Below are 23,245 nucleotides of genomic sequence, written 5' to 3'. Positions count from 1 at the left end.
GCACATCCACCGCCAGAAACACTCAGCCCGAGAACAGAACCAGAGGGAACTATAGTGCTCGAACGACTGTTGCATCACGGAAGCAAGCTGGGCGTCATCGCCCCGGCAATCGCGCTTTTTGCCTCTCTTGCATTGCCGGGGATGGCCGGCGCGCAAGAAAAACCACGCCATGGCGGCAAGGTGACGATCAATGTCCATGCCGACGCTCCGAACTTCGATCCTCTGGCCAGTACCGAGTTCGGCGTACATTCCCGGCTTGGTCTGGCGTTGAACCGGCTCGTCGAATGGAAGACCGGGCCGGATATCGCCTATGGGCAATTCGTTCCCAAGCCCGCCTTGGCCGAAAGCTGGGAAATCTCGGAAGATGGTCTCACCTATACGTTCCATCTGCGTCGAGGTGTGGTGTGGCAGGACATTGCGCCCGTATCCGGTCGTCCTTTCGTCGCGGCGGATGTGATGGCTACCTATGAGGCCATCCGCCAATCCGGTGTCCAGAAGGGGCAGTTATCCACGGTCGACAGCATTGCCGCACCTGACGACCACACGCTCGTCATTACGCTGAAACGGCCCAACGTCGTGCTGCTGCAGGCACTTGCCCATCAGAATATGTGGATCTTGCCGAAGGAGGCATTCGACGGCGGCTATGATCGCAAGTCGGTGGTGATCGGCACCGGGCCGTGGATGCTGAAGGAGAACGAAGCGGGCGTTGCAACGCGCTTCACCAGGAACCCGGCCTATTTCGGCAGGAGTGATGCAGGCGACCAGCTTCCCTATCTCGACGAGGTCGAGATTCTGCCGATGAAGGACCTCAACGCCCGTATCATGGCTTTCCGTTCCGGCCAGATCGACATCTGGTTCGGCCCCCTCAACCACACCCAGATGGAGGGGCTGAAGCAGTCCGTGCCGGGTATCAAGGATATCCAGACGGTCGCCAATACGCAGAGCGAGCTGTACCTCAATCCCGCCTTCGAGCCCTTCGCCGATGTGCGCGTGCGCCAGGCCGTCAACCTCGCCATCGACCGGCAGGGCCTGGGAGAGGTCATTCGCGGAGGCGGCGCGATCGGCGGCGTGGTTGGTGCGGCTCTTGTCGCGCAAACCCTGCCAATGGACGAGCGGATCGCGCTCTACGGTACGCCCGATCATGAAAAAGCCAAGGCGCTGCTTGCCGAAGCCGGCTATGCGGACGGCTTTTCCTTCGAGTTGACCGTCCTGAATTATGGCGAGGAATTCGTTCGCGAAGCCGAATGGATTCAGCAGGACCTCGCCGAGATCGGTGTCACGGCCGAGATCAAGATGGTCGACATGGTGGCCGGACAGGCGCTTGGGAAGGAAGGAAACTTCCAGGCCATGTTCCTGATGATGAGCCCGTTCGCGGAGGCCAACGAGTATTTCACCACCCACTTCCTGAAGGACGGCAACCGAAATTATACCGGCATCGACGATCCGGTACTTGCGGACATGATCCGCGATCAGCAGGGCATCGTTGACGAGGCAGCCCGGCAGCAGAAGGTCTGGGAAATCCAGCGCTACATCTACGAGAATGTTCAGAATCCGCTGCCGATCTGGGCAGCGGTGCTCCTGCATCCTGCCCAGACGCGGGTCGAGGGCTGGCACCCGATGCTGACGCAAGGCTTCCCGAGCCTGCCGGAAGTCTGGGTCACGAAATGAGCGCCAGCCCAGCGATATCCGCGTCGCGGGAGACTGAGTACAGCACCCGCGCAGACGACCGTCCGCCTGTGCTTCAGGTGGAGGAGCTTGCCATCTGCTACGGCAAGCTCGAAGTCTGCTCCGATGTTTCGTTGCATGTGCGGCGCGGCGAAGCGCTGGCCCTGATCGGTGAATCGGGTTCGGGCAAGTCGGTGACGGTTCTCGCCGTCACCGGGTTGCTGGGGCGTGGCGGAGCGGTCTCACGCGGTCGCGTCATGCTGGATGGCGAGGAAATCTCCCATCTCAACATTCGCGAGCGTCGCCGACGCGGGCTTCTCGGGCGGCGCATCGGTCTGATTTTCCAGAATCCGTCGCGGGCGCTCGATCCGGTCTTCACCATTGGCCAGCAGTTGAATGAGGCGCTCGGCCTCACCGGGCTGAGCGGAAAGGAAGCGTTGCGCCGCAAGGGGGCGGAGTGGTTGCGCCATGTCGGCTTGCCCGATCCGGAAGAAGCGCTGGATCGCTATCCGCACCAGCTGTCCGGCGGGCAGCGGCAACGTGCCATGATAGCGATCGCGCTGGCCTCCGAGCCGGAACTCCTGATCGCGGACGAGCCGACCACGGCACTGGACGTCACCATCCAGGCGCAAGTGCTCAACCTGATCCGTCGCCTTCAGCGCGAGCTCAATCTTGCCCTTGTCGTCGTCACCCATGATTTCGGTGTGGTCGCGGCGATGGCCGATCGTGTCGCGGTCATGTATGCCGGACAGGTCGTCGAGACAGGGACGGTTGCCGAAATCATAAACGCTCCGCGCCATCCCTATACCCGCGCCCTGCTGGCAAGTCTGCCGACCGGGGAGCCGGGCGCACGGATCGCGGCTTTGCCTGGTTCGGTGCCATCGGCCGTGGCGATGCCGGCGGGGTGCCGGTTCCACCCGCGCTGCCCGATGGCCATAGGGCGTTGTTCCCGCGAAGCGCCTCAATTGCAGCCAGCCGCCGACGGCTACTTGCTGCGGTGCCTGAGGGCCGAGGAGATCGCGCGCCATGTCTGATACGGGAACCAACCTGCTATCGCTGCAGGATGTGAGCGTCCGCTACCCGATACGACGCGGGTTCTTCCAGCGGGTTGTCGGTCATGTCGGCGCAGTGGAGCGGGTGAGCTTTGACGTGAAGCGCGGTGAGACTCTGGCGCTGGTGGGGGAATCCGGGTGCGGAAAGAGCACGCTCGGGCGCGCCATCCTGCGACTGGAGGACGTGGCCGAAGGCAGGATTTCCACCTCCTTTGGCGGCCGGTCTTCCAGCCGTCGGGACAACGCCCGGCACGCGCAGGTCGTGTTTCAGGACCCGTTGGGCTCGCTCGACCCGCGCTGGACGGTCGGCGATTTGATCGGCGAGGGGCTCGACGTGCACCGGATCGCGCGCGGAGCGGAGCGGGATGCACGGGTGCGAGAACTGCTGGCGCAGGTTGAGCTTCCGGCAAGCGCCTTCTTCAAGTTTCCGCATCAGCTTTCAGGTGGTCAGCAACAACGCGTGGCGATCGCCCGCGCGCTGGCTCTGCGGCCGGAACTCATCGTTCTGGACGAGGCGACATCGGCGCTCGACGTTTCCGTCCAGGCGCAGATACTGAATCTGATGAAAGACCTGCAGGCAGAATATGGCCTGACCTATCTGTTCATCTCCCATGATCTGACTGTGGTAGGACAGTTCGCCGACCGGGTCGCGGTGATGTATCTGGGCCGGATCATGGAGATCGGTCGGGTCGAAGACGTCCTGATCAGGCCGCGGCATCCTTACACGAAAGCGTTGCTGGCAGCGTCGCTGAAGGTCGATCCCGAAGCGCGTATCGAGACGATCGCCCTGCTCAGGGGCGATGTGCCGAGCCCGCGCAATCCTCCGAGCGGCTGCCGCTTTCGCAGTCGCTGTCCCCTCGCACAGCCCGCTTGCGCCGAGCTTGTTCACCACATGGCTGGGAAGCCGGATGGTCGCCAGACGGCCGCCTGCCTGGCCAACGACGACAATTACCAACTCTCTCAAGGCAAAACCAAATGAACCAGATTCCAACATCCGCAGACCCGAGCTGGAATTCGGCCATCGTTGATCTTGACGGCGTGAAGATACGCTATCTCGACAATGGCGGCACCGGCCCGGCGTTGATCTGCCTGCACGGCACCTCGATGACGGCACATGCCTGGGGGCATCTTGGCGCCAGCCTGAAGGACGCATACCGCGTCATCGCCGTGGACATGCGTGGTCATGGCGCGTCGGACCGGCCGAACACGACCTATACGATTGCCGAATTGGCGGGTGACATCGCAAGGCTGGCGGAAAAGCTGAATCTGAAGGATATCACCCTCATCGGCAGCTCGGTCGGCAATCAGGTCGCGGTTTCGTTCGCCGCCGCCAACCCCCATCGTGTCGCGGGCTTGATCCTCTCGGACCCGAGCTTCTTCGTCTCCGACACCGAAATCGTCAAATATCTGCGCTCGCATCACACGCGTCGTCGCAACTATCCGACACGGGCCGAGGCCGAAGCCTTTGCGCGCGCGCTTCCGCAGCGGGCGGGCCTGAGCGACCAGATGCATCGTCTCGCCATGGAAGGCGACTTTCGCCAGGAAGCCGATGGCAGCTGGAGCTGGGCTTACGATCTGCTTGCGATCACCAAGCTGTTCTTCAATCTCTCGACCGATCAGGCGGCCGATATCGCGGCGATCGAGGTGCCGGTGCTGGTGCTCAACGCAGACCGCTCCAATGTCTTGAGCGGCAATCAGGCGGAGCAACTGACCCGCGCGTTCCCGAATGCCCGTCTGGAAGTCGTGGCCGACAGCAATCACACGATCTGGGGCGATCAACCCGTCGTTCTGGCCAGTAAGGCCCGTGCCTTTTTGAGGGACCTGCATAGCGCCTGACCAGCGCCTGCAGGAGAATATCATGGATAGATACCAAAGATTGCGGGCCGAATACCGGCTCGCAACTCCGGAGACTTTTAACTTCGGCACGGATGTCGTCGATACATGGGCGGCGGACGAAACGCGCAACGCGGCCGCACCGGCGTTGATCTGGTGCGATGCCTCCGGTGGTGCGCGTACTTACAGCTTTGCGGAAATCGCGGCGCTGACGGATCGGCTGGCCGCGGCGCTGGGCCGTCGTGGCGTCGGACCCGGCGACCGGGTTATGGTCATGTTGCCGCGTATTCCCGCATGGCAACTGGCGATGGTCGCGGTGCTCAAGCTCGGCGCTGTCGCCATTCCCTGCGTCACGATGCTGACGGCCAAGGATATCGACTACCGTCTGGCCAATTCGGATGCGTCGGCGGTGATCACCACGGTCTCCGAAATCGACAAGTTCGCGTCTGCCCCAACGAACACGCTGCGAATTGCAGTCGAACCGGCAGGCGCGGAACCTGACGTGTGGTCCCCTGACGGGTGGCTTGCTTTCGATCGCCTGCTCACCGAGGACGCAGCCGAATTCCGCGCGGCAACCGTGCGGGCCGAAGACCCGGCCCTGATCTTCTACACGTCCGGGTCAACCGGCTTGCCCAAGGGTGTCACCCACGCATCGCGCGCGCTCCACGCCTGGCGCGGATCGGCCGAACACTGGCTGGATCTGGCGCAGGACGACGTGATGTTCTGCACCGCCGACACGGGATGGTCCAAGGCAGGAACATCAATCCTCTTCGGACCCTGGAGCCGTGGTTCGACGGTACTTTTCTATGATGGGCCGTTCGATCCCGAATATCGTCTGGAGCTGATCGCCCGCCACGGCGTTACCGTCTACTGCGCCGCCGCGACTGAGCTTCGTCGCCTTGTCGCGCTGGATTTGACGGGCAGGGCCTTGCCGAAGCTGCGGCTTACGGTTTCGGCAGGCGAGTCCCTGAACCCGCCCGTGCTGGAAGCGTGGAAGGCCATGACGGGAAAGCCCGTGCTCGAGGCATATGGGCTGACCGAAACGCTGATGCTTGTTGCCAACTACCGCGACACTGAAGTGCGCTCCGGAGCGATGGGGCGGGCGCTGCCGGGCGTCGAGCTGGACCTGATCACCAGCGACGGCCAACTCGCTGCGCCAGGGCAGACCGGGCAGATCGCCCTTCGCCTGCCCAGCGACCATCTCATGCTGGGTTACTGGCGGGATCCCGAGCGCACGGCCTCCACCCGCATGTCCGTGAACGGTCAGGACTATTTCCTGACCGGCGACAATGCCCGGGCCGATGACGACGGCTACCTCTATTACGAGGGGCGGGCTGACGATGTCATCAACTCCGCGGGCTATCGCATCGGTCCGCAGGAAGTCGAGAACGCTCTGATTGAGCATCCGATGGTGCGCGAGGCAGCTGCAGTCCCGAGCCCGGACGAAGAACGTGGCGAGGTGGTCAAGGCCTTTGTGGTGCTACACGAGGGATTTGAAGGCAGCGACGCACTTGCCCGCGAGCTTCAGGACTTCGTCAAGCGCCTGACGGCTCCCTACAAATATCCGAGACGGATCGAGTTCATCGCAGATTTGCCGAAGAACCCGGTGGGTAAAATTCAGCGTCGCGAATTGCGCTTGCGTGAATTCGCAGCCCGGCAGGGCGAGCCCCGGACGCAAGCGTGAGGAGGAAACAATGGACGTGACCAGCAGCAAAGACGCGCTCTATGACGTGGTGATCGCGCGTTCGGTGAAATGCACCGCCCGCGACGGCGTGAAACTTTCAGTCGATATCTACCGACCGTCCCGAAATGGCGAGCCGCTGACGGGGCCGTTTCCGGCCATCGTCACCCGTTCGCCCTACGATACCCGCTCGGGCAAGGGGCCGTCGGGGCAGGCCAGGAACGGTGAGTATTTCGCCCGCCGTGGCTATATCTACGTCGTTCAGGACGCGCGCGGCCGTTTCGAGTCCGAAGGCGACTTCATCCTGCTCGACGCCAAGGAGGGCGAGGACGGCCATGACGTCATCGAATGGCTCGCCGCCTTGCCATATTGCAATGGCATGATTGGAACCCAGGGCAGCTCGCTGCGCGCCTGGAACCAGAGCGCTACGGCGATCCAGCGTCCCCCGCACCTGAAGGCGATGTGGGTCAACCAGGCCGGTTCCAACGCATTCATGCATGCGCTGCGCCATCATGGAACGCTCGAACTGCGCTGGCTGGCCTGGCTGATGACAAACAGCATCCATTCGCAGGAAGCGCACGCAGATCCGGCGTTGCAGGCTGAGCTGGTGCGACATTCCGAGAAAATGCTGGAATGGCTCACCCGCCTGCCATGGAGCGAAGGCAACAGCCCGCTGTCCTCGCTGCCGAAATGGGAAAAGCTTGCGCTGGAATATTATCGCAACGCCGATTTCAGCGACTACTGGATGAACCCCACCCTCAATTTCGAGGCTTACCGCAACCAGACGGCGGATATTCCCACAGTCTATTCGGGTGCCTGGTACGACAGCTATCCCCGCGCAACGATCAAGAATTTCACGGACCTCGCCGGCAAGCTCTCGCATCAGTATCTGCTCATGGGCGGCGGCGTTCACGGCGGCCCCAATCTCGACAATCCTTTGGCGGGCGATGTCGACATGGGTCCGACGGCGCCGATCAAGGGCAACCTCGCCAAGGACAGGCTGGAACTGATGCTTCAGTTCTTCGATCGCTTCCTGAAAGGCGATGAAAGCGCCTGGGCGGATCGGCCGAAGGTCCAGTATTTCCACATGGGCGGGAACGGCGGCAAGAACCCGGCCGGCAGACTTGTTCATGGCGGTGAATGGCGAAGCTGCACGCAGTGGCCGCCGCTGGGGGTGGTGTTCGAAGACTGGTATCTGCATGCAGATGGTTCGCTGTCAAAGACGCAGCCGGGCGCTTCCGAGCCCAGCCGCTTCACCTTCGATCCGGCCAAACCCATGCCGACCGTCGCTTCCAACGTGTCGTCCATGACGCAGAACCTGCCGCCGTTCCCCCGCATGATGCGCACCGGCGATCCGATCACCCTGCGCGAAAGCGTCGTGCTGCAAGGCGCGGCCGACCAGGTGACCCATCCGGGTGTTCGCGGGGCTGAGGCCCCTTATGGCGACCTGGCCGACCGGCCAGACGTCCTGTCCTTCACGACACCGCCCTTCGCCGAGGATACCGATGTCGTCGGCGGTCCCGAGGTGGAAATCCATCTCTCCTCGGATGCGCCGGACACCGACATCTTCGTACAGTTGCAGGACGTCTATCCGCAAAGCGAGGCCTGGCCCGACGGCTACCGCATGAACCTGTGCGAGAGCATCTTCCGGGTCCGCTATCGCGACAGTTTCGTGAAGCCGAGCTTGATGAAGGAGGGCGAAGTGGTGAAGGTGCGCTTCGAACTTTATCCGACGTCGAATGTCTTCAAGGCGGGTCATCGTTTGCGGGTGCTGGTATCATCCTCGTCGTTCCCGCGCTTCGACGTGAACCCGAATACCGGCGAGCCGATCGGCTATCACACCCACATGCGCAAGGCCGTGAACGCGGTTCACCACGACCCGGAACACCCCTCCAGGGTGATCTTGCCGGTCCTGCGCAGGAACTGAGCGGGTGGCACAGGACGTCTGCGCCCTTCTTGATGCCGCGATCGTCGGCCTCGCGCCGGTTTTCACGGCGGTGGCCGATGATATCTGGGCAACGCCGGAGTTGTGTTTTGGCGAACACCGCTCCGCCGCGCGGCAGATCGAGGCAATGGAGGCGCAAGGGTTCCGGATCACCCGGCGGCCGGCAGGGCTCGATACCGCCTTCATGGCGGACTGGGGCGAGGAGGGGCCGGTCATCGCCTTCCTGGGCGAGTTCGACGCCCTTCCGGGGTTAAGCCAGGTCGCCGGTCTGGCCTGCCAGCAGCCGGTCGTGCAGGGCGGCAACGGTCATGGCTGCGGCCACAACCTGCTCGGCGCCGGTTCGATGCTGGCGGCGTCGGCGCTGGCGGGGGTGCTGAAGCGGGCCGGGATGCGCGCACGGGTCCGCTACTATGGTTGCCCAGCCGAGGAAGGCGGCTGGGGCAAGGCCTATTTGGTTCGGGCGGGAGCCTTCAACGACGCCGCCATAGCCATCGGATGGCACCCGGGTACCTTCAACGGGGTTCGCGCCCGTTCGACACTCGCGGTTGTCAACCGCGCCTACCGGTTTCGCGGCACGGCTGCGCACGCAGCCATGTCCCCTCATCTGGGCCGCAGCGCGCTCGATGCGGTGGAACTGATGAACATAGGCGCAAACTTCCTGCGCGAGCATGTGCTCCCCGATGTCCGCCTCCATTATGCGATCACCGATGCCGGCGGTGCGGCGCCAGCGGTGGTGCAGGCAAGGGCGGAGGTCCTCTACATGATCCGTGCTCCCGAGCTCGATATGGTCCATGATCTGGTCGCGCGGGTCGACGACATCGCCCGTGGCGCGGCGCTGATGACGGGCACGGAGGTGGATTTCCTGCCGCAGGGGGGCGCTTCGAACGTGTTGCCCAATGCCGCGCTTTGCCATGTCATGCATGGCGTGATGCGCAGGCTTGGCCGCCTGTCCTTCACCCCCGACGAGCGTGCTTTCGCCGAGGAGATTCGCGAAACGTTGCCGGATCGCGACAAGCCGGATCGCCGGGCAGTATCCGAACCGGATGAGCTTCTGCCGACGGGCGAAGGGCGGGCGCCGCTGCATGAGGGGCTGCGGCCGTTCGACGGGCGCATGAGCCAGGGACTGGGGTCTACGGATGTGGGCGACGTCACCTGGACCGTTCCCACGGTCGAGTGCGCGACCGCAACCTGGGCTGTCGGAACGCCGAGCCATAGCTGGCAGGTCGTGGCCCAGGGTTGCACCCCTGCCGCCCACCGGGCCATGGTGCGGGCGGCAGTCGTCATGGCAGGCACGGCGCTGGAGGCGATTGCCAGCCCGTCCCTTATCCGGGAAGCTCGCAAGGAATATGAAGAGCGTCGCGGCGGTCGGCCATATCGGTCGCTCGTGGAAGGGGATACGCCGGGCTCTGCCCCGGCCTAGAAGCAACAAGGTGCGAAACGTGACAGGCTCGTGTCATTGGCGGTCAGGTTGGGAGTGACGACACTTGGCAAAGTTCTTCGCAGATATGATGGCGACGCTGTTTGAAATTCGTTCGGCGCGCTTGCTGCAGGCTTCGCCCGACGCCGGCACGATGGCCGATCGGATCGAGGCACTCCTCTCAGGTGAGGGCGAAGTCTCGGGTATGATGCTCGCCAAGGAAATCCTGTCGCGTTATCAGGCAATGGACGATGCGGCCAAATGCGAGTTCTTCGCCTATCTGGCGGAGCATCTGGACCTTGATCCCGACAACGTGAACGCAGCAATAGAAGCCTACCGTGCCGGACGCAGCGTGGAGACGCTGCACCGGTTGTCACGCGCAGCCGAACCGCGCCGGCAGGGACTGCTGCGCCGTCTCAATCAGGCCCCGGGAGCTACCGTCTGGCTGGTTCGGATGCGCCGCGACCTGTTGCGGCTCATGCCTCAGATGACGGAACTTGGTGTGATCGACGCCGATTTCCAGCATCTGTTCTCCAGCTGGTTCAACCGCGGCTTTCTGGTTCTTCGACAGATCGACTGGTCGACCCCCGCGAATATCCTTGAAAAGATAATCGAATACGAAGCGGTGCATGCCATCAACGATTGGCAGGAGCTTCGGCGCAGGCTGTTGCCGCGTGACCGGCGCTGCTTCGCCTTTTTCCATCCCGCGATGCCGGAAGAGCCGCTGATATTCGTCGAAGTGGCTCTCTGCCGCGGTATACCCGGCTCGGTGCAGGTCCTTCTGGGTGAGGATCGCGAACCGTTGCATGATAGCGAGATCGACACGGCAGTGTTCTATTCGATTTCGAACTGTCAGGAAGGGTTGAAAGGGATTTCCTTTGGCAACCTTCTCATCAAGCAGGTCGTCGAGGAACTTGCTCGCGACCTGCCGGGCCTGAAGTCGTTCGTGACCCTCTCGCCCCTGCCGGGACTGAACCGCTGGCTAAAAGAAATTTCGTCCGATCACCCCGAGCTTGCCACTCTTCTGTCGCGCATCGAAAATGGCGATACGCAGGCCATCACGGACAACCGGGATTGGTTGCGGCGACTTTGTGTGGAATACCTCCTGGAAGGAAAGCGGTCGGACGGACTGCCTTATGACCCGGTTGCTCGTTTCCATCTCGCCAATGGCGCGTTGGTGCATGATGTCCACACATTGGCGGATGTGTCGGCCAATGGCTGGAAACAGTCCTCGACGATGATGGTGAATTATCTCTATGACCTGCCGTCGGTCAGTCGCAACAGCGAGCGCTATAGCGCCGCCAAAGCGGTTTCGGCATCCCGGCAGCTCGAACAGCTTTTACGCAAAGACAGGAACAGACGCCGTGCCTAATCCGCTTTACGACCATCTGGTGGCCCCGCTTGCAACGCGCGGCAGCACATTTCTGACCGATGCACGCGGGAATGAAATCACGGGCGAAAGCCTGCATCGGACAGCCATGTCGTTTGCCGCGGCGCTGTCCGGACTCGGTTTGCAGGCCGGCGACAGGATGGCGGTGCAGGTGGAAAAGACGCCCGAGGCGCTGGCGCTCTACTGCGCGGCCATCGCGACGGGCATCATCTTCCTGCCGCTGAATACCGCCTACACGGCCGCGGAAGTGGAATATTTCGTCGAGGACGCTGAAGCATCCCTGCTGGTGGGAGACCCCTCAAGGAAGGATCTGCTGTCGCAGGTTGCCCAGCGCCATGGCGCGCGTTTCGAAACGCTCGATGCGGGTGGTGAAGGCAGCCTGAGAGACCGCGCGAAGGCTGCGGGGATAGGGTTCGTGCCTGTCGCGCGATCGGGCGACGACCTTGCCGCCATTCTCTATACGTCCGGCACAACCGGACGCTCGAAAGGTGCGATGCTCAGCCACGAGAACCTGTTGTCGAACGCCCGGGTGCTCGTCGACGAATGGCGCTTCGACGAAAATGACGTGCTGCTGCACGCACTCCCGATCTTTCATACCCACGGCCTTTTCGTTGCGATCAATGTGGTGCTGCTGTCGGGTGGCTCCATGATCTTTCTGCCGGGCTTCAAGGCTGATGATGTGATTTCTTGGTTGCCGCGCGCCACGACGATGATGGGCGTGCCGACCTTTTATACACGGCTTCTCGATACGCCCGCCTTCACCCGTGATCTGACGCGTCACATGCGCCTGTTCACCTCCGGCTCGGCCCCGCTTCTGGCCGAGACACATCAAAGTTTCGAAGCGCGTACAGGCCATCGCATCCTCGAACGCTATGGCATGACGGAAACCAACATGAATACGTCGAACCCGTATGACGGCGAGCGCCGGGCGGGAACGGTGGGCCATGCCCTGCCTGGGATAGACGTGAAGATCACCGACCCCGAAACCGGTGAAGCCGTGCGGCAGGGCGACCCCGGCATGATCGAGGTGCGTGGCCCCAACGTCTTCAAGGGCTATTGGCGCATGCCTGAAAAGACCCGCGAGGAACTGCGCGAGAACGGCTTCTTTATCACCGGCGACATCGGAACCATCGACGCTGACGGCTACGTCACCATCGTCGGGCGTCAGAAGGATCTCATCATCACCGGCGGCTACAACGTGTATCCCAAGGAGATCGAACTTATCCTGGATGAGTTGCCGGGGGTCCTGGAAAGCGCGGTTGTGGGCGTGCCGCATCCTGACTTTGGCGAAGCCGTGGTAGCGGTCCTCGTGGCGCGGCCCGGCGCAACCATAGACGCTGCCGGCGTGATCGCGGCGCTGGCCGAACGGCTGGCAAGGTTCAAGCAGCCGAAGCATGTCGCTATCCTTGCGGACCTGCCGCGAAACACGATGGGCAAGGTGCAGAAGAACCTGCTTCGTCAGGAGTTCGTGTCCCTTTTCGCCTGAGTCCTTCCACATGGCGGCAGAACCGGGAAGCCGGCAAACCGGAATGTCTTGCCGCCCCTTCGACGAGAACGATCAAGCTGCCACAGCCGGAGAACACCATGAATTTTGACGAGACTATCGACCGTCGCGGAACGCATTGCTCGAAATGGGACATGATGGAGCCGCTGTATGGCTTGTCCGGCAAAGACGCGTTGCCGATGTGGGTGGCCGACATGGACTTCCGCCCTCCCGCACCGGTGCAGGCGGCGCTGGAGCGGATGCTCGGTCACGGCATTTATGGTTATTTCGGCGATGAAGGTCCGTATCGCGAAGCGATCTGCTGGTGGATGGCCAGGCGCCATGGCTGGCACGTGGACCCTGCCTCGATCTTCACCACCAACGGACTGGTGAACGGCACCGCATTATGTGTCGATACCTGGACCGAGCCGGGTGACGCCGTGGTTCTGATGACGCCGGTTTATCATGCATTCGCCCGTGTGGTGCGTGCGGCCGGGCGTGAAGTGTGCGAGCTCCCGCTGATCCGGCAGGACGGCTCCTATCGGATGGACTTCGACAATTGGGACCGGCGCATGACCGGTAGGGAGAAGATGCTGATCCTGTGTTCGCCGCACAACCCCGGCGGACGCGTCTGGACGCTGGAGGAACTGCGCGGAGTGGCCGATTTTGCCGCGCGCCACAACCTCGTCCTGGTGTCGGACGAAATCCATCAGGATCTGGTGTTTCCGGGGCAGCGGCACATCCCGATGGCGGTGGCGGCGCCTGAAGCCGCGCAACGTCTGGTCATGATGACCGCCGCGACCAAGACGTTCAATATCGCCGGAGCCCATGTCGGCAATGTCATCGTCGCCGACGAAAAGCTGCGAAGCGCCTTCGCAAGGCGGCATGTCGCACTTGGCATCGGCCCGAATTCCTTTGGAATGCACATGGTCACGGCCGCCTATTCGCCCGAGGGCGCGGAGTGGCTGGACAATCTGATCCGATATCTGGACGGAAACCGGCAAGCCTTCGATGCCGGCATCGCCGCGATTCCGGGCTTGCGCTCCATGCCGCTTGAGGCGACCTATCTGGCCTGGGTGGACGGGTCCGGCGCGGGGCTGAGCAGCGAGGAATTCATCACCCGCGTGGAAAAGGAAGCGCGCATCGCAACGAACCATGGCCACACCTTCGGGGCGGGTGGCGACGGTTTCCTGCGCTTCAATTTCGCCTGTTCCCGCAAGATGGTCGATGAAGCGGTCTCCCGCCTGCAGGCAGCGTTTTCAGATCTGCAATAAGCTGCGTGATCCGGTCGAAAGAGCGTGATCGAGTTCGGAAGATCACGCTCCGCCGGTGCGTCCGACAGCGGCTTCGATGAAGGCCGAGACGGCCGCGATGTACTGATCTATGCTGGTCTTGCGGCGGCGGTACTTGGCGCGCTTGACGTACCAGTCCTGCAGAAGCGGTTTGATGAGTGAGGCCGTAAGCTCGATGTCGGCAATGGCAAAGGTGCCGTTTCCGACGCCGCGCCGCAGCACTCCGGCGAAAATCTCCTGGGTCGCCGCCTCACTGTCGATCACCAGGCGGCGTTCGGCGCTGGGGAAGGATTTCGCTTCCATATAGGCGAAGACGAACCAGGGCTGCATCACCTCGGTGAGGCGGATATGCGTCTCGATCAGCCATCTCAGATGCGTGGCCGGATCATCGACGACCGGTTTGGGCGCATCGCCGAGAACCTCGGTTGCCGTGATCGCAACCTCGCCCAGGATCATCGACAGCAGCGTGGTCTTGTTGTCGAAGTAGGAGTAGAGGCCGCCCATGCTCAGGCCGGAAGCCTGGGCCAGGTCGCGCAGGCTGGTGGCGTGGAACCCCTGTCTGTTGGACAGTTTCAGCGTCGCCTCGATAATGCGGACGAGATTGGCGACCGCTACATGCGGCTTTTGCACACGCACGGAATCGCGGTGGCGTTCCAGGATGCGCGTGCACAGCGCCTCCGTCGAAAAGTCGCTCGACCACTGCCTCTGCTTGACAAAATCCAAATGAGCTCCGTTGCGATCGACCCGGCGTGCGTGCAGCGCGCCGCAAGGCTGCAATAGCAGCAATCGGCCTATTGCAAAAGGGGGCGGGAATGAATAAGAAAAGCGAGCGCTCGCTCGATTTTTTGAGGTAAGGCCGATGATGTTCGACGATCTGAAGGGTAAAAAAGCCCTGATAACCGGGGCTTCTGGCGGCCTCGGCCTGCATTTCGCCGAATTGCTGGCGCGTCGCGGCGCACTCGTCACGCTGTCTGCGCGCCGCAAGCAGGCTTTGGACGAAGCCTGCGCGAGGATCGAGGCGGCCGGGGGTAGTGCCCGGACTGTCCAGATGGACGTGACCGACAGTGCTTCGGTGGTCGCGGCGCTCGCCGAGGTCGGCACGAGCTTCGACATTCTTGTCAACAACGCCGGCATTTCGGGAGCCGCACGGGCGCTCGACCTGAAGGAGGCGGAGTGGGATCGCGTGCTCGACACCAACCTGAAAGGGGTGTTCGTCGTCGCGCAAGCAGTTGCGCGTGGCATGAAGGCGGCCGGTCATGGCGGCGCGATCGTCAACATCGCTTCGATCCTCGGCCACCGCGTCGCCGGCAATCTCAGCGCCTATGCAACGTCCAAGGCGGGCGTGATCCAGCTCACCAGGGCGCTGGCGCTGGAGTGGGCGCGTGAAGGCATCCGCGTCAACGCGTTGTGCCCCGGCTATATCGAGACAGACATCAATCGCGAGTTCTTCTCCTCCGAGGCGGGCGACCAGCTTGTCAGGCGCATCCCGCAGCGCCGGCTGGGCAAGCCCGAGGAACTCGACGGCGCTCTGCTCCTGCTCGCTTCCTCGGCCGGCAGCTATATCACCGGCTCGTCGATCGAGGTCGACGGTGGCCATCTCGTTTCCTCGTTGTGAGGTCCGTCATGAATTTTGAGATCTCCGCGCGCGTCGAAGATTATCGCGCCCGCATCGCCGACTTCATCGACCGCGAAGTCCTGCCGCTGGAGGCCAGCAGGGCCTCGTACGATGCCCATGGCAATATCGCTCTTCCGCTGCTCGCGACACTGCGCGCCAAGGCGCGCGCGCAAGGGCTCTGGTGCCTCCAGTTGAAGCCCGAAACGGGCGGCCAAGGGTTGGGTAAGACGGGGATGGCCGTCTGCTATGAGGAGATGAACCGCTCCATCTTCGGCCCGGTCGTGTTCAATTCGGCGGCGCCCGACGATGGCAACATGATGGTGCTGGAGGCGCTCGGCACGCCTGAACAGAAGGAGCGGTGGCTGAAGCCTATCGTCGAGGGCGAGGTGCGTTCGGCCTTCGCCATGACCGAGCCGCATCCCGGTGGTGGCTCCGATCCTTCGATGATCGCCACGCGCGCTGAAAAAAGCGGCGACAAATATGTGATCAACGGTCGCAAATGGTTCATCACCGGCGCGCAGGATGCCAGCCACTTCATCCTGATTGCGCGCACCTCCGACGACCCGAAGCGCGGTCTTTCGGCGCTGATGTTTCACAAGGACCAGCCCGGCTGGCGCATCAAGCGTCGCATCGAGATCATGGGGCCGGAAGAGCACGGCGGCCATTGCGAGCTCGAATTCGACGGGCTTGAAATTCCAGTCGAGAACATGCTCGCCGGCGAAGGGCGGGGCATGAAAGTGACGCAGGTGCGGCTGGCGCCGGCTCGCCTGACGCACTGCATGCGCTGGCTTGGCTTGTCCAAGCGCTGCGTCGAGATTGCGCGCGCCTATGCCACCGAGCGCTACGGTTTCGGTATCCGGCTCGCTGACCGCGAAAGCATTCAGCTCAAGCTTGGCGATCTGGCCATGCGCATCGAGATCGGCAGGATGCTGGTGATGAAGGCGGCGTGGGAGCTCGATCGCGGAGGTTACGCCCGCAAGGAGATTTCGATGGCCAAGGTGCAGGTCGCCAATGTGCTGCACGATGCAGCCGACGTGGCGATCCAGATCAACGGCGCGCGCGGCTATTCGAAGGATACCGTGCTTGAATGGATCTACCGCTATGCCCGCCAGGCACGATTGGTGGACGGCGCCGACGAGGTCCACAAAATGGTGCTGAATCGTTTCCTCAATGACGAAGGTTCGGGCTTCTGGCGCTGGAATGTCGAGGGTGAGGCCTAGATTGGCAATGGGGGGAGACAAGGCAACAGGCCTGATGAAAACCGATTTTGATCCGGCAGCACTGGAGGCTTTTCTGGCGGAGCGTTTCGGTCGTGGCGAGATGCGTCTGGAACGGATTGGAGGGGGGCAGTCCAACCCGACCTATTTCGTCGATTTCGGCGAACGCCGCATGGTTCTGCGGAAGAAGCCGGCCGGCGCGATCCTGCGAGGCGCGCATGCCGTCGACAGGGAGTTCCGGGTGCTCGAAGCGCTCGCCCCGACCGACGTGCCGGTGCCACGACCATTGCTGTTTCACGATGCCGACACGCCACTGGGAACGCCCTTCTACCTTATGGAGCGGCTTGACGGACGGGTCTTCCACGACTGTTCCTTGCCCGGTCTTTCGCGTGAGGAGCGACGCGACATATATCTCGGCATGGCTGAAGCCATGGCGAAGCTTCATGCCGTGCGCCCGGGCGAGGTTGGGCTGGACGACTATGGCAGGCCCGGCAATTATTTCGAGCGGCAGATCGGCCGCTGGACCAGGCAGCTCCGGGAATCGCCGGGCGAACGGATCCTTGATCTGGAGACAGTTGCCGATTGGTTGCCGCGTGAGATGCCGGCTGACGATAGTCAGGTGTCGATCGCCCATGGCGACTTCCGCCTTGGAAACCTCCTCTTCCATCCCGAAAAGCCGACGGTGATCGGTATCCTTGACTGGGAATTGTCGACGCTCGGCCATCCGCTTGCCGATCTCGGCTTTTGCAGTATGTCCTGGCACTCTTCGCCAGATGAGTATGGCGGCATTCTGGGGCTCGATCTGGAGACGCTTGGCATCCCGAGCCAGCGTGAATTCCTCGATCACTATTTCGCCCATGCAGTGCCGACTGCGCCGCTCGAGCCCTTCCACCTGGTCTTTTCGCTGTTTCGCTTCGCGGTGATCTTCGTGGGCATTGCCGACCGCGTGAGGGCCGGAAACGCCGCGGCCGCAGATGCCGCCGAGGTAGGCCCTCTGGCGGCTCTCTTCGCCGCCCGCGCCCTGGAGATCATCGATGGTGCGAGGCCATGGTAGCACCCTGATCGAGAAATTATGAAGAATAAATACTCGAAGTTTCTTTCATATCGCCGATTATAGCAAGAATAATAAGAGTAATAACTCTCTGAAAATCTTAAAAACCGGAAATCATCTATTCGATGAATTCCCAATCTTTGCTCCGGTGGTGGCGACGGATGCAGGGATCGATTTTTGCGTCACGCTCTGATTCCTGGGAGGGATCCATTTATGAAGTATGAATATCTACCGTCTGCGGCGTTGGCGGTGATGCTTGGAATGCCCGCGGCTTTCGCGGCCGATGGCATCGTCCTCGCCGAACCGGAGGCGGCCGAATACATGCGCGTCTGTGATATTTACGGAGCAGGCTTCTACTATATCCCCGGAACAGAGCACTGCCTGCGCATGAGCGGCTATGCACAATATGACGTGGGTGTGGGAGACCTGTTCGGCCGCACGTCCTGGGACAAGAAGAATGGTGCGCCTGACCAGAACGACACCTACTTCAAGCGCTCGCGCGTCACGTTGCAGCTGGATTCGCGCACTGAAACCGAACTCGGCACCTTGCGCAGCTATACCGAGCTCTTCCTCGACGACGGATCTACGAGAGACGCTTACAGCAATACCGGCTTCAGCTGGGAACTGAAGCACGCCTTTATCGAACTGGGTGGCCTGCGGGTCGGTAAATCGGATTCGCTGTTCAAGACGTTCACTCTGGCCGGCGGTAAGGTCATCAACGAACAACTGGTTCCGTTTGCACCGGTGCCGACGAACCAGATCTCCTATACCTTCAAGGGTTCGAACGGCTTCAGCAGCCTGATCGCGCTCGAGCAGGGTCACGGCACGAACACCATCGATTCGTATGTTCCCCATATTGTCGCGGGCGCTGGGTTCAAGCAGAAGTGGGGCAGCGTCATCGGCGTGGCAGGCTACGACTCCAACTATGAGGAGTGGGCCGCCAAGCTTCGCCTGGATCTGAATGTGGGCGAGGCGATCTCGCTGTGGGCAATGGTCGGCTACGGTTCGGACGACCATGTCGCCAAGAGCTTCTACAAGCCTTGGAGCGGCAACTGGGCCGTATGGGGCGGCGGCAGCGCGAGGGTTTCGCGGAAAGCGACGACAAATCTGGCGCTCGGATATGATGAGGACAAAAACTTCGCCGCGATTGCCAACGTTGTCTACAGCGTCGTCCCAGGCTTCTTCGTCCAGCCGGAGGTTGCCTACAAGGACAGGCTGAAAACCAGCGGCGACGGAGAGCTTGGCGGCTGGCTGCGTATCAGGCGCTCCTTCTAGGCTATCCGGCCGAGCGGCCGGTTCATGTTGCCGGAACCGTCCGGTGGTGCCGGACCACGGGCAGGAGGCGTGGAAGACGCCTCCTGCAAGGATATGATCGCTCGGCATGAGATTTGCTAAGCCGACGTCAGCGGGAATTGCAACGTGCAGCAAGATTGGCAGGTCGCGCCTACGAAGGGCGTCCTGTCGTCGCCCCGGACCACCGGTGTCAGGGTTGATCCTCGCTATTTGCCATGGCGTCCGGCACCACCACCAGCTTGCCGACGAAGTCCTTGGCCATGAAATCGGCCTGGGCGCGGTGGAAGTCGGACAGCCGGTAGACGCCGCCGACCAGCGGCTTGATGCTACCTTGCTCGATATAGCGCACGATGCGCCGGAAATCGCCGCGTGTGCCCTGGCTCGACCCGTTGAGCTGGAGCTGCTTCAGATACATGGTTCTGAGATCGAGCTGCACCACCGGTCCGGCAATGGCGCCCGCAGTCGTGTAGCGGCCTTCGGGACGCAGGATGCGCAGCAGGTCGTTGAACATCGGCCCGCCGACGAGATCGGCCACCACGTCGATCGGCTTGCCGCCGGTCGCCTCTGATACAGCCGCAGGCAGGTCGTCCACGCCGCGGGTGATCACCTTCTCCGCGCCGATGTCGAGCAATGCCTGTTCCTTGCCCTTGCCGACCACGGCATAGGGGACCGCACCGCGTGCGCGGGCAAGCTGCACGATGCCGGAGCCGACGCCGCCGGACGCGCCTGTCACCAGCACCCGTTCGCCCGCCTTGAGCGCGGCACGCTCCAGCATCTGCTCGCCGGTAAGGTAGGCGCAGCAGAAGGTGGCCAACTCGATATCGCTCAGGCTGGTGTTGACGACATGGGCGTTTTCGGCAGGCAGCGCCTGGTATTCGGCATAGCCGCCGTCGCGCCCGTGGCCCATATAGTCGATGTCGGCCAGCGAGTCGTCGTCGCGGTTGTAGATGGAGAAATCCACCATCACCCGTTCGCCGATGCGCGCCGTCGGCACCCCTTCGCCCACGGCCACGATAGTGCCTACGGTGTCGGTGCCCTGTATGCGCGGGAAGGTCAGCGTGTTGCCCTGACGGCGCCAGGTGGAGACGGCAGCAGCGTCTTCTTCGGTGCCATAGGCACCCTGCCGCACCCAGACGTCGGTGTTGTTCATGCCGCAGGCGGTGACTTTTACCAGCACCTCCCCGGCCGCCGGTTTCGGAACCTTCACGTCGGTACGGTAGACGAGTTTTTCCAGGCCGCCATGGCCGGTCAGCAAAACGGCGGCCATGGTGTCGGGGAGGGGCTTTGTCATGATATCCATCCGAACCGCCTCAGGCTTTGGAAAACACGCTCTTCACGGCATCCGCCGTTTTCGCGACGATCGTGTCGGCTTCTTCTTTCGTCAGGCAGAGCGGTGGGGCGAAGCCAAGAATGTCGCCTTGCGGCATGGCGCGGCCGATGACGCCGCGCTCGGCAAGAGCGGCCGCCACCTGCGGGCCGATCTTTTCCGACGCGTCGAAGAAGACACGGTCGTCGCGGTCCCTGACGAACTCCACCGCCGCCAGCATGCCTTCGCCGCGCACCTCGCCGACATGCTTGTGGCCGCCCAGCGCTTCAGTCAGTTGACGATTGAAATAGGCGCCGGTCGCGCCGGCGTTCTGCACCAGATCCATCTCGTCGATCAGCTCCAGATTGGCCACGCCCGCGGCCACGCAGATCGGATGCGCCGAGTAGGTCCAGCCATGGCCGATGGGGCCGAGCTTGTCGGAGCCCTCGACCAGCACCTGCCACACCTTGTCACCGACGACGACGCCCGACAGCGGCGCATAGGCAGAGGTCAGCCCCTTGGCGATGGTGATGAGGTCGGGCTTCATGCCGTAGTGGTCGGAGCCGAACATGGTGCCGAGGCGTCCGAAGCCCGTCACCACCTCGTCGGCTATGAGCAGGATGTCGTATTTCGTCAGCACCGCCTGGATTTTTTGCCAGTAGCCGGCCGGCGGCGGCACGATGCCGCCCGTACCCAGAACCGGCTCGCCGATGAAGGCGGCGATGGTTTCCGGTCCCTGCGCCAGGATCAGCTTTTCCAGTTCGTCGGCGCAATGTTGCGAGAACTGCTCCTGCGACATCGAACGATCGGCGCGGCGATAATAGCAGGGCGCCTCGGTGTGCAGGATCGGCGCGCGCGGCAGATCGAAGGCGTTGTGGAACCCGGCGAGGCCCGTCAGCGAGCCGGTCATGACGCCGGAGCCGTGATAGCCGCGCCAGCGCGAGATGATCTTCTTCTTCTCGGGTTTGCCGCGAACGTTGTTGTAGTACCAGATCAGCTTGATGTTGGTCTCGTTGGCGTCCGAGCCGGACAGGCCGAAATACACTCGGCTCATGCCCTTCGGCGCGCGGTCGATGATCATCTTGGCGAGCCGGATCGAGGCTTCCGTGCCATGCCCGACATAGGCGTGGTAGTAGGCGAGGTTGCGGGCCTGTTCAGCGATGGCGTCGGTGATCTTCTGGCGGCCATAGCCGACATTGACGCAATAAAGCCCGGCAAAGGCGTCGATGCTCTTCTTGCCGGTCGTGTCCCAGATCGTTACGCCTTCGCCGCCGGCCATGATACGGTTCGGCGTCTCGCCACGCGCATGCATGCCCATATGCGTGGACGGGTGGAAGAAATGGTCGCGATCCCAGGCGGCGAGTTCGTTTGAATTTTCGAGCATGTTTTTCCCTTTCGATTTCGCCGGCCGGCTCACGCCAGGTCGAGGCAGACATATTTGAGGTCGGTGAAGGCTTCGAGGCCGTGGCGCGAGCCTTCGCGACCGAGACCGGACTGCTTGACCCCGCCGAACGGGATCGGTGCGCCGGTGATCTTCACCCGGTTGATCGCCACCATGCCATAATCGAGCGCATTGGCCATGCGCCGCTGGCGCGCGCCGTTTTCGGTCACGACATAGGCCACGAGGCCATATTCGCTGGCGTTGGCGCGGGCGATGAGGTCCTCCTCCGTGTCGAAGGGTGTCACTGCGGCGACCGGACCAAAAGTCTCCTCGCGCATGATCAGGGCGTGGTCCGGCACGTCGGCAAGCAGCGTCGGCTCATAGAACAGCGAGCCTGCGTCCCGGCGCCTGCCACCGGCTATGCGACGCGCGCCGTGTTGCAACGCATCGGCGACCTGTTCCTCGACCTTGCGCACTGCGCGCTCATGCATCAGCGGACCGATGTCCGTGTCCGGCGCCAAGCCGTTGCCGAGCTTCAATGCCGCCACGCGCCTGGCGAAAGCGTCGCAGAAACGTTCGTAAAGCGGCCGCTCGACATAGATGCGGTTTGCGGCAAGGCAATCCTGGCCGGAGGTCGCGAATTTCGCATCCGTGGCGATCCGCACGGCCTTGTCCAGATCGGCATCGGCGAAGACGATCAGCGGCGCATGGCCGCCCAGTTCCATGACGAGGCGCTTCATCGTCGGCGCGCATTGGGCGGCGATCAGCCGGCCGATCCCGGTCGAACCCGTAAAGCTCATGGCCCGTACGCGCGCATCCTCGCACAGCCGTCCGACGATGGTCGCGGCGTCTCCCGTCACCACGTTGAAGACGCCGGCGGGCAGGCCGGCGCGCTCGCCAAGTTCCGCCAATGCCAGCGCCGACAGCGGTGTTTCCGAGGAAGGATGCGCGACGATTGCGCAGCCGGCGGCAAGGGCCGCCGCCGCCTTGCGCGTCAACATCGCTGAGGGAAAGTTCCACGGCGTCACCACGCCCACCACGCCCAGGGGCTCGCGTCGCACCGCCATTTCCGCGCCGGGTAGATGGCTGGTCACGCCCTCGACATTGAGGCGTTTTGCTTCCTCGGCGTACCATTCGACGAAGGAAGCGGCATAGTCGATCTCGCCCCGCGCTTCCTTCAGCGGCTTGCCCTGTTCCAATGTCATGAGAAGCGCGAGATCGTCCTTTGCGGCGACGATCAGGTCGAACCACCTGCGCAATATGGCCGAACGCTCCTGCGGCAGCAGCGCCTTCCAGACCGGGAAGGCGCTGGCGGCGGCATCTATGGCCTTGCCGGTCTGGTCGGCATCCAGCGCGGCCACCCAGGCCAGGCTTGCTCCCGTGGCCGGGTCGGTCACTTCGAAGGCGGCAGCAGTGTCGCTCGCCATCCAGTGGCCATCGACATAGGCAAGCTCCCGATAGAGCCGCCTGTCGTTCAGGCGGTCGAGCGCTTCATGGCGCTCGGGACGGGCAAAATGGGCATGGGCAGACATGGGTTGCGCCTCCGGTGAGGAAGGCCCCGAGTCTAGGACGTACAGTGCGAGAGAAAGACCATTCCCGCAGCCACTGGTAGAGAAAGTCTCTG

Annotated in this window: 18 protein-coding genes; 14 read left to right on the top strand and 4 right to left on the bottom strand. The window is 62.8% G+C overall.

Annotation, left to right across the window (positions count from 1 at the left end; all coding sequences use genetic code 11):
• Positions 1–54: 54 nt before the first annotated feature.
• From C7441_RS02360 to C7441_RS02315, 10 genes are all read left to right on the top strand, one after another.
• Positions 55–1,668 (top strand): ABC transporter substrate-binding protein, encoded by a 1,614-nt coding sequence (locus C7441_RS02360; protein WP_109611533.1) that lies wholly within the window; start codon positions 55–57, stop codon positions 1,666–1,668.
• Positions 1,665–2,699 (top strand): ABC transporter ATP-binding protein, encoded by a 1,035-nt coding sequence (locus C7441_RS02355; RefSeq protein ID WP_244916038.1) that lies wholly within the window; start codon positions 1,665–1,667, stop codon positions 2,697–2,699. Before C7441_RS02360 ends, C7441_RS02355 begins: the two co-directional genes overlap by 4 nt.
• The gene (locus C7441_RS02350) at positions 2,692–3,696 is read left to right on the top strand and encodes an ABC transporter ATP-binding protein (RefSeq protein WP_109611532.1); all 1,005 of its coding nucleotides are present in this window, start codon (positions 2,692–2,694) and stop codon (positions 3,694–3,696) included. The genes C7441_RS02355 and C7441_RS02350 overlap by 8 nt, the downstream gene beginning before the upstream one ends.
• Positions 3,693–4,553: an alpha/beta fold hydrolase gene (locus C7441_RS02345; RefSeq protein ID WP_019170335.1), complete on the top strand. Its 861-nt coding sequence runs from the start codon at positions 3,693–3,695 to the stop codon at positions 4,551–4,553. Before C7441_RS02350 ends, C7441_RS02345 begins: the two co-directional genes overlap by 4 nt.
• A 22-nt stretch (positions 4,554–4,575) precedes the next feature.
• Positions 4,576–6,234, top strand: a complete 1,659-nt coding sequence (locus C7441_RS02340; RefSeq protein WP_244916037.1) for an acetate--CoA ligase — start codon at positions 4,576–4,578, stop codon at positions 6,232–6,234.
• A 10-nt stretch (positions 6,235–6,244) separates the two neighbouring features.
• The gene (locus C7441_RS02335; protein ID WP_109611620.1) at positions 6,245–8,158 is read left to right on the top strand and encodes a CocE/NonD family hydrolase; all 1,914 of its coding nucleotides are present in this window, start codon (positions 6,245–6,247) and stop codon (positions 8,156–8,158) included.
• Between the two features lie 4 nt (positions 8,159–8,162).
• Positions 8,163–9,596, top strand: coding sequence for an amidohydrolase (locus tag C7441_RS02330; RefSeq protein ID WP_109611530.1), 1,434 nt, complete (start codon positions 8,163–8,165; stop codon positions 9,594–9,596).
• Positions 9,597–9,681: 85 nt separating this feature from the next.
• Positions 9,682–10,965, top strand: coding sequence for a malonyl-CoA decarboxylase domain-containing protein (locus C7441_RS02325; RefSeq protein WP_109611529.1), 1,284 nt, complete (start codon positions 9,682–9,684; stop codon positions 10,963–10,965).
• On the top strand, positions 10,958–12,469 hold the full coding sequence (locus tag C7441_RS02320) for a malonate--CoA ligase (protein WP_109611528.1): 1,512 nt from the start codon (positions 10,958–10,960) through the stop codon (positions 12,467–12,469). Before C7441_RS02325 ends, C7441_RS02320 begins: the two co-directional genes overlap by 8 nt.
• 98 nt (positions 12,470–12,567) lie before the next feature.
• Entirely contained in the window at positions 12,568–13,740 is a 1,173-nt protein-coding gene (locus tag C7441_RS02315) for a MalY/PatB family protein (protein WP_109611527.1), read from the top strand.
• Positions 13,741–13,782: 42 nt separating this feature from the next.
• On the opposite strand, the gene C7441_RS02310 is transcribed toward C7441_RS02315, so the two are convergent.
• Positions 13,783–14,481, bottom strand: coding sequence for a TetR/AcrR family transcriptional regulator (locus C7441_RS02310; protein WP_109611619.1), 699 nt, complete (start codon positions 14,479–14,481; stop codon positions 13,783–13,785).
• 136 nt (positions 14,482–14,617) lie between these two features.
• Between C7441_RS02310 and C7441_RS02305 the strand changes: the two genes are divergently transcribed.
• The 4 genes from C7441_RS02305 (at position 14,618) to C7441_RS02290 (ending at position 18,916) form a co-directional block, all read left to right on the top strand.
• The gene (locus tag C7441_RS02305) at positions 14,618–15,373 is read left to right on the top strand and encodes an SDR family NAD(P)-dependent oxidoreductase (RefSeq protein WP_109611526.1); all 756 of its coding nucleotides are present in this window, start codon (positions 14,618–14,620) and stop codon (positions 15,371–15,373) included.
• A gap of 8 nt (positions 15,374–15,381) precedes the next feature.
• Entirely contained in the window at positions 15,382–16,593 is a 1,212-nt protein-coding gene (locus tag C7441_RS02300; protein WP_109611525.1) for an acyl-CoA dehydrogenase family protein, read from the top strand.
• Between the two features lie 34 nt (positions 16,594–16,627).
• A complete protein-coding gene (locus C7441_RS02295) occupies positions 16,628–17,644 on the top strand; it encodes a phosphotransferase family protein (RefSeq protein WP_109611524.1) in 1,017 nt (338 codons plus the stop codon).
• A gap of 210 nt (positions 17,645–17,854) precedes the next feature.
• Positions 17,855–18,916 carry a porin gene (locus C7441_RS02290; protein WP_244916035.1) on the top strand — a complete coding sequence of 354 codons (1,062 nt, stop codon included), beginning with the start codon at positions 17,855–17,857 and terminating at the stop codon, positions 18,914–18,916.
• 208 nt (positions 18,917–19,124) lie between these two features.
• Here C7441_RS02290 and C7441_RS02285 read toward each other — a convergent pair whose 3' ends face one another.
• The 3 genes from C7441_RS02285 to C7441_RS02275 are packed head-to-tail and all read right to left on the bottom strand — an operon-like array spanning position 19,125 to position 23,153.
• Positions 19,125–20,234: an alcohol dehydrogenase family protein gene (locus tag C7441_RS02285; protein ID WP_109611522.1), complete on the bottom strand. Its 1,110-nt coding sequence runs from the start codon at positions 20,232–20,234 to the stop codon at positions 19,125–19,127.
• 10 nt (positions 20,235–20,244) lie between these two features.
• Positions 20,245–21,624, bottom strand: a complete 1,380-nt coding sequence (locus C7441_RS02280; protein ID WP_109611521.1) for an aspartate aminotransferase family protein — start codon at positions 21,622–21,624, stop codon at positions 20,245–20,247.
• Positions 21,625–21,653: 29 nt separating this feature from the next.
• Complete coding sequence (locus tag C7441_RS02275; RefSeq protein ID WP_109611520.1) at positions 21,654–23,153, bottom strand: NAD-dependent succinate-semialdehyde dehydrogenase; 1,500 nt, start codon at positions 23,151–23,153, stop codon at positions 21,654–21,656.
• Positions 23,154–23,245: the final 92 nt, after the last annotated feature.

It is taken from the genome of Pseudaminobacter salicylatoxidans (assembly GCF_003148475.1).
Lineage (GTDB): Bacteria > Pseudomonadota > Alphaproteobacteria > Rhizobiales > Rhizobiaceae > Pseudaminobacter > Pseudaminobacter salicylatoxidans.
This window is presented reverse-complemented; position numbering and strand designations above follow the sequence as displayed.

Excerpts from the sequence above, each read along its gene's own strand:
- C7441_RS02355 (WP_244916038.1), top strand. The coding sequence starts at position 1,665 with ATGAGCGCCAGCCCAGCGATATCCGCGTCGCGGGAGACTGAGTACAGC.
- C7441_RS02350 (WP_109611532.1), top strand. The coding sequence starts at position 2,692 with ATGTCTGATACGGGAACCAACCTGCTATCGCTGCAGGATGTGAGCGTC.
- C7441_RS02345 (WP_019170335.1), top strand. The coding sequence starts at position 3,693 with ATGAACCAGATTCCAACATCCGCAGACCCGAGCTGGAATTCGGCCATC.
- C7441_RS02340 (WP_244916037.1), top strand. The coding sequence starts at position 4,576 with ATGGATAGATACCAAAGATTGCGGGCCGAATACCGGCTCGCAACTCCG.
- C7441_RS02335 (WP_109611620.1), top strand. The coding sequence starts at position 6,245 with ATGGACGTGACCAGCAGCAAAGACGCGCTCTATGACGTGGTGATCGCG.
- C7441_RS02325 (WP_109611529.1), top strand. The coding sequence starts at position 9,682 with ATGATGGCGACGCTGTTTGAAATTCGTTCGGCGCGCTTGCTGCAGGCT.
- C7441_RS02315 (WP_109611527.1), top strand. The coding sequence starts at position 12,568 with ATGAATTTTGACGAGACTATCGACCGTCGCGGAACGCATTGCTCGAAA.
- C7441_RS02305 (WP_109611526.1), top strand. The coding sequence starts at position 14,618 with ATGATGTTCGACGATCTGAAGGGTAAAAAAGCCCTGATAACCGGGGCT.
- C7441_RS02300 (WP_109611525.1), top strand. The coding sequence starts at position 15,382 with ATGAATTTTGAGATCTCCGCGCGCGTCGAAGATTATCGCGCCCGCATC.
- C7441_RS02295 (WP_109611524.1), top strand. The coding sequence starts at position 16,628 with ATGAAAACCGATTTTGATCCGGCAGCACTGGAGGCTTTTCTGGCGGAG.
- C7441_RS02290 (WP_244916035.1), top strand. The coding sequence starts at position 17,855 with ATGAAGTATGAATATCTACCGTCTGCGGCGTTGGCGGTGATGCTTGGA.
- C7441_RS02285 (WP_109611522.1), bottom strand. The coding sequence starts at position 20,234 with ATGGATATCATGACAAAGCCCCTCCCCGACACCATGGCCGCCGTTTTG.
- C7441_RS02280 (WP_109611521.1), bottom strand. The coding sequence starts at position 21,624 with ATGCTCGAAAATTCAAACGAACTCGCCGCCTGGGATCGCGACCATTTC.
- C7441_RS02275 (WP_109611520.1), bottom strand. The coding sequence starts at position 23,153 with ATGTCTGCCCATGCCCATTTTGCCCGTCCCGAGCGCCATGAAGCGCTC.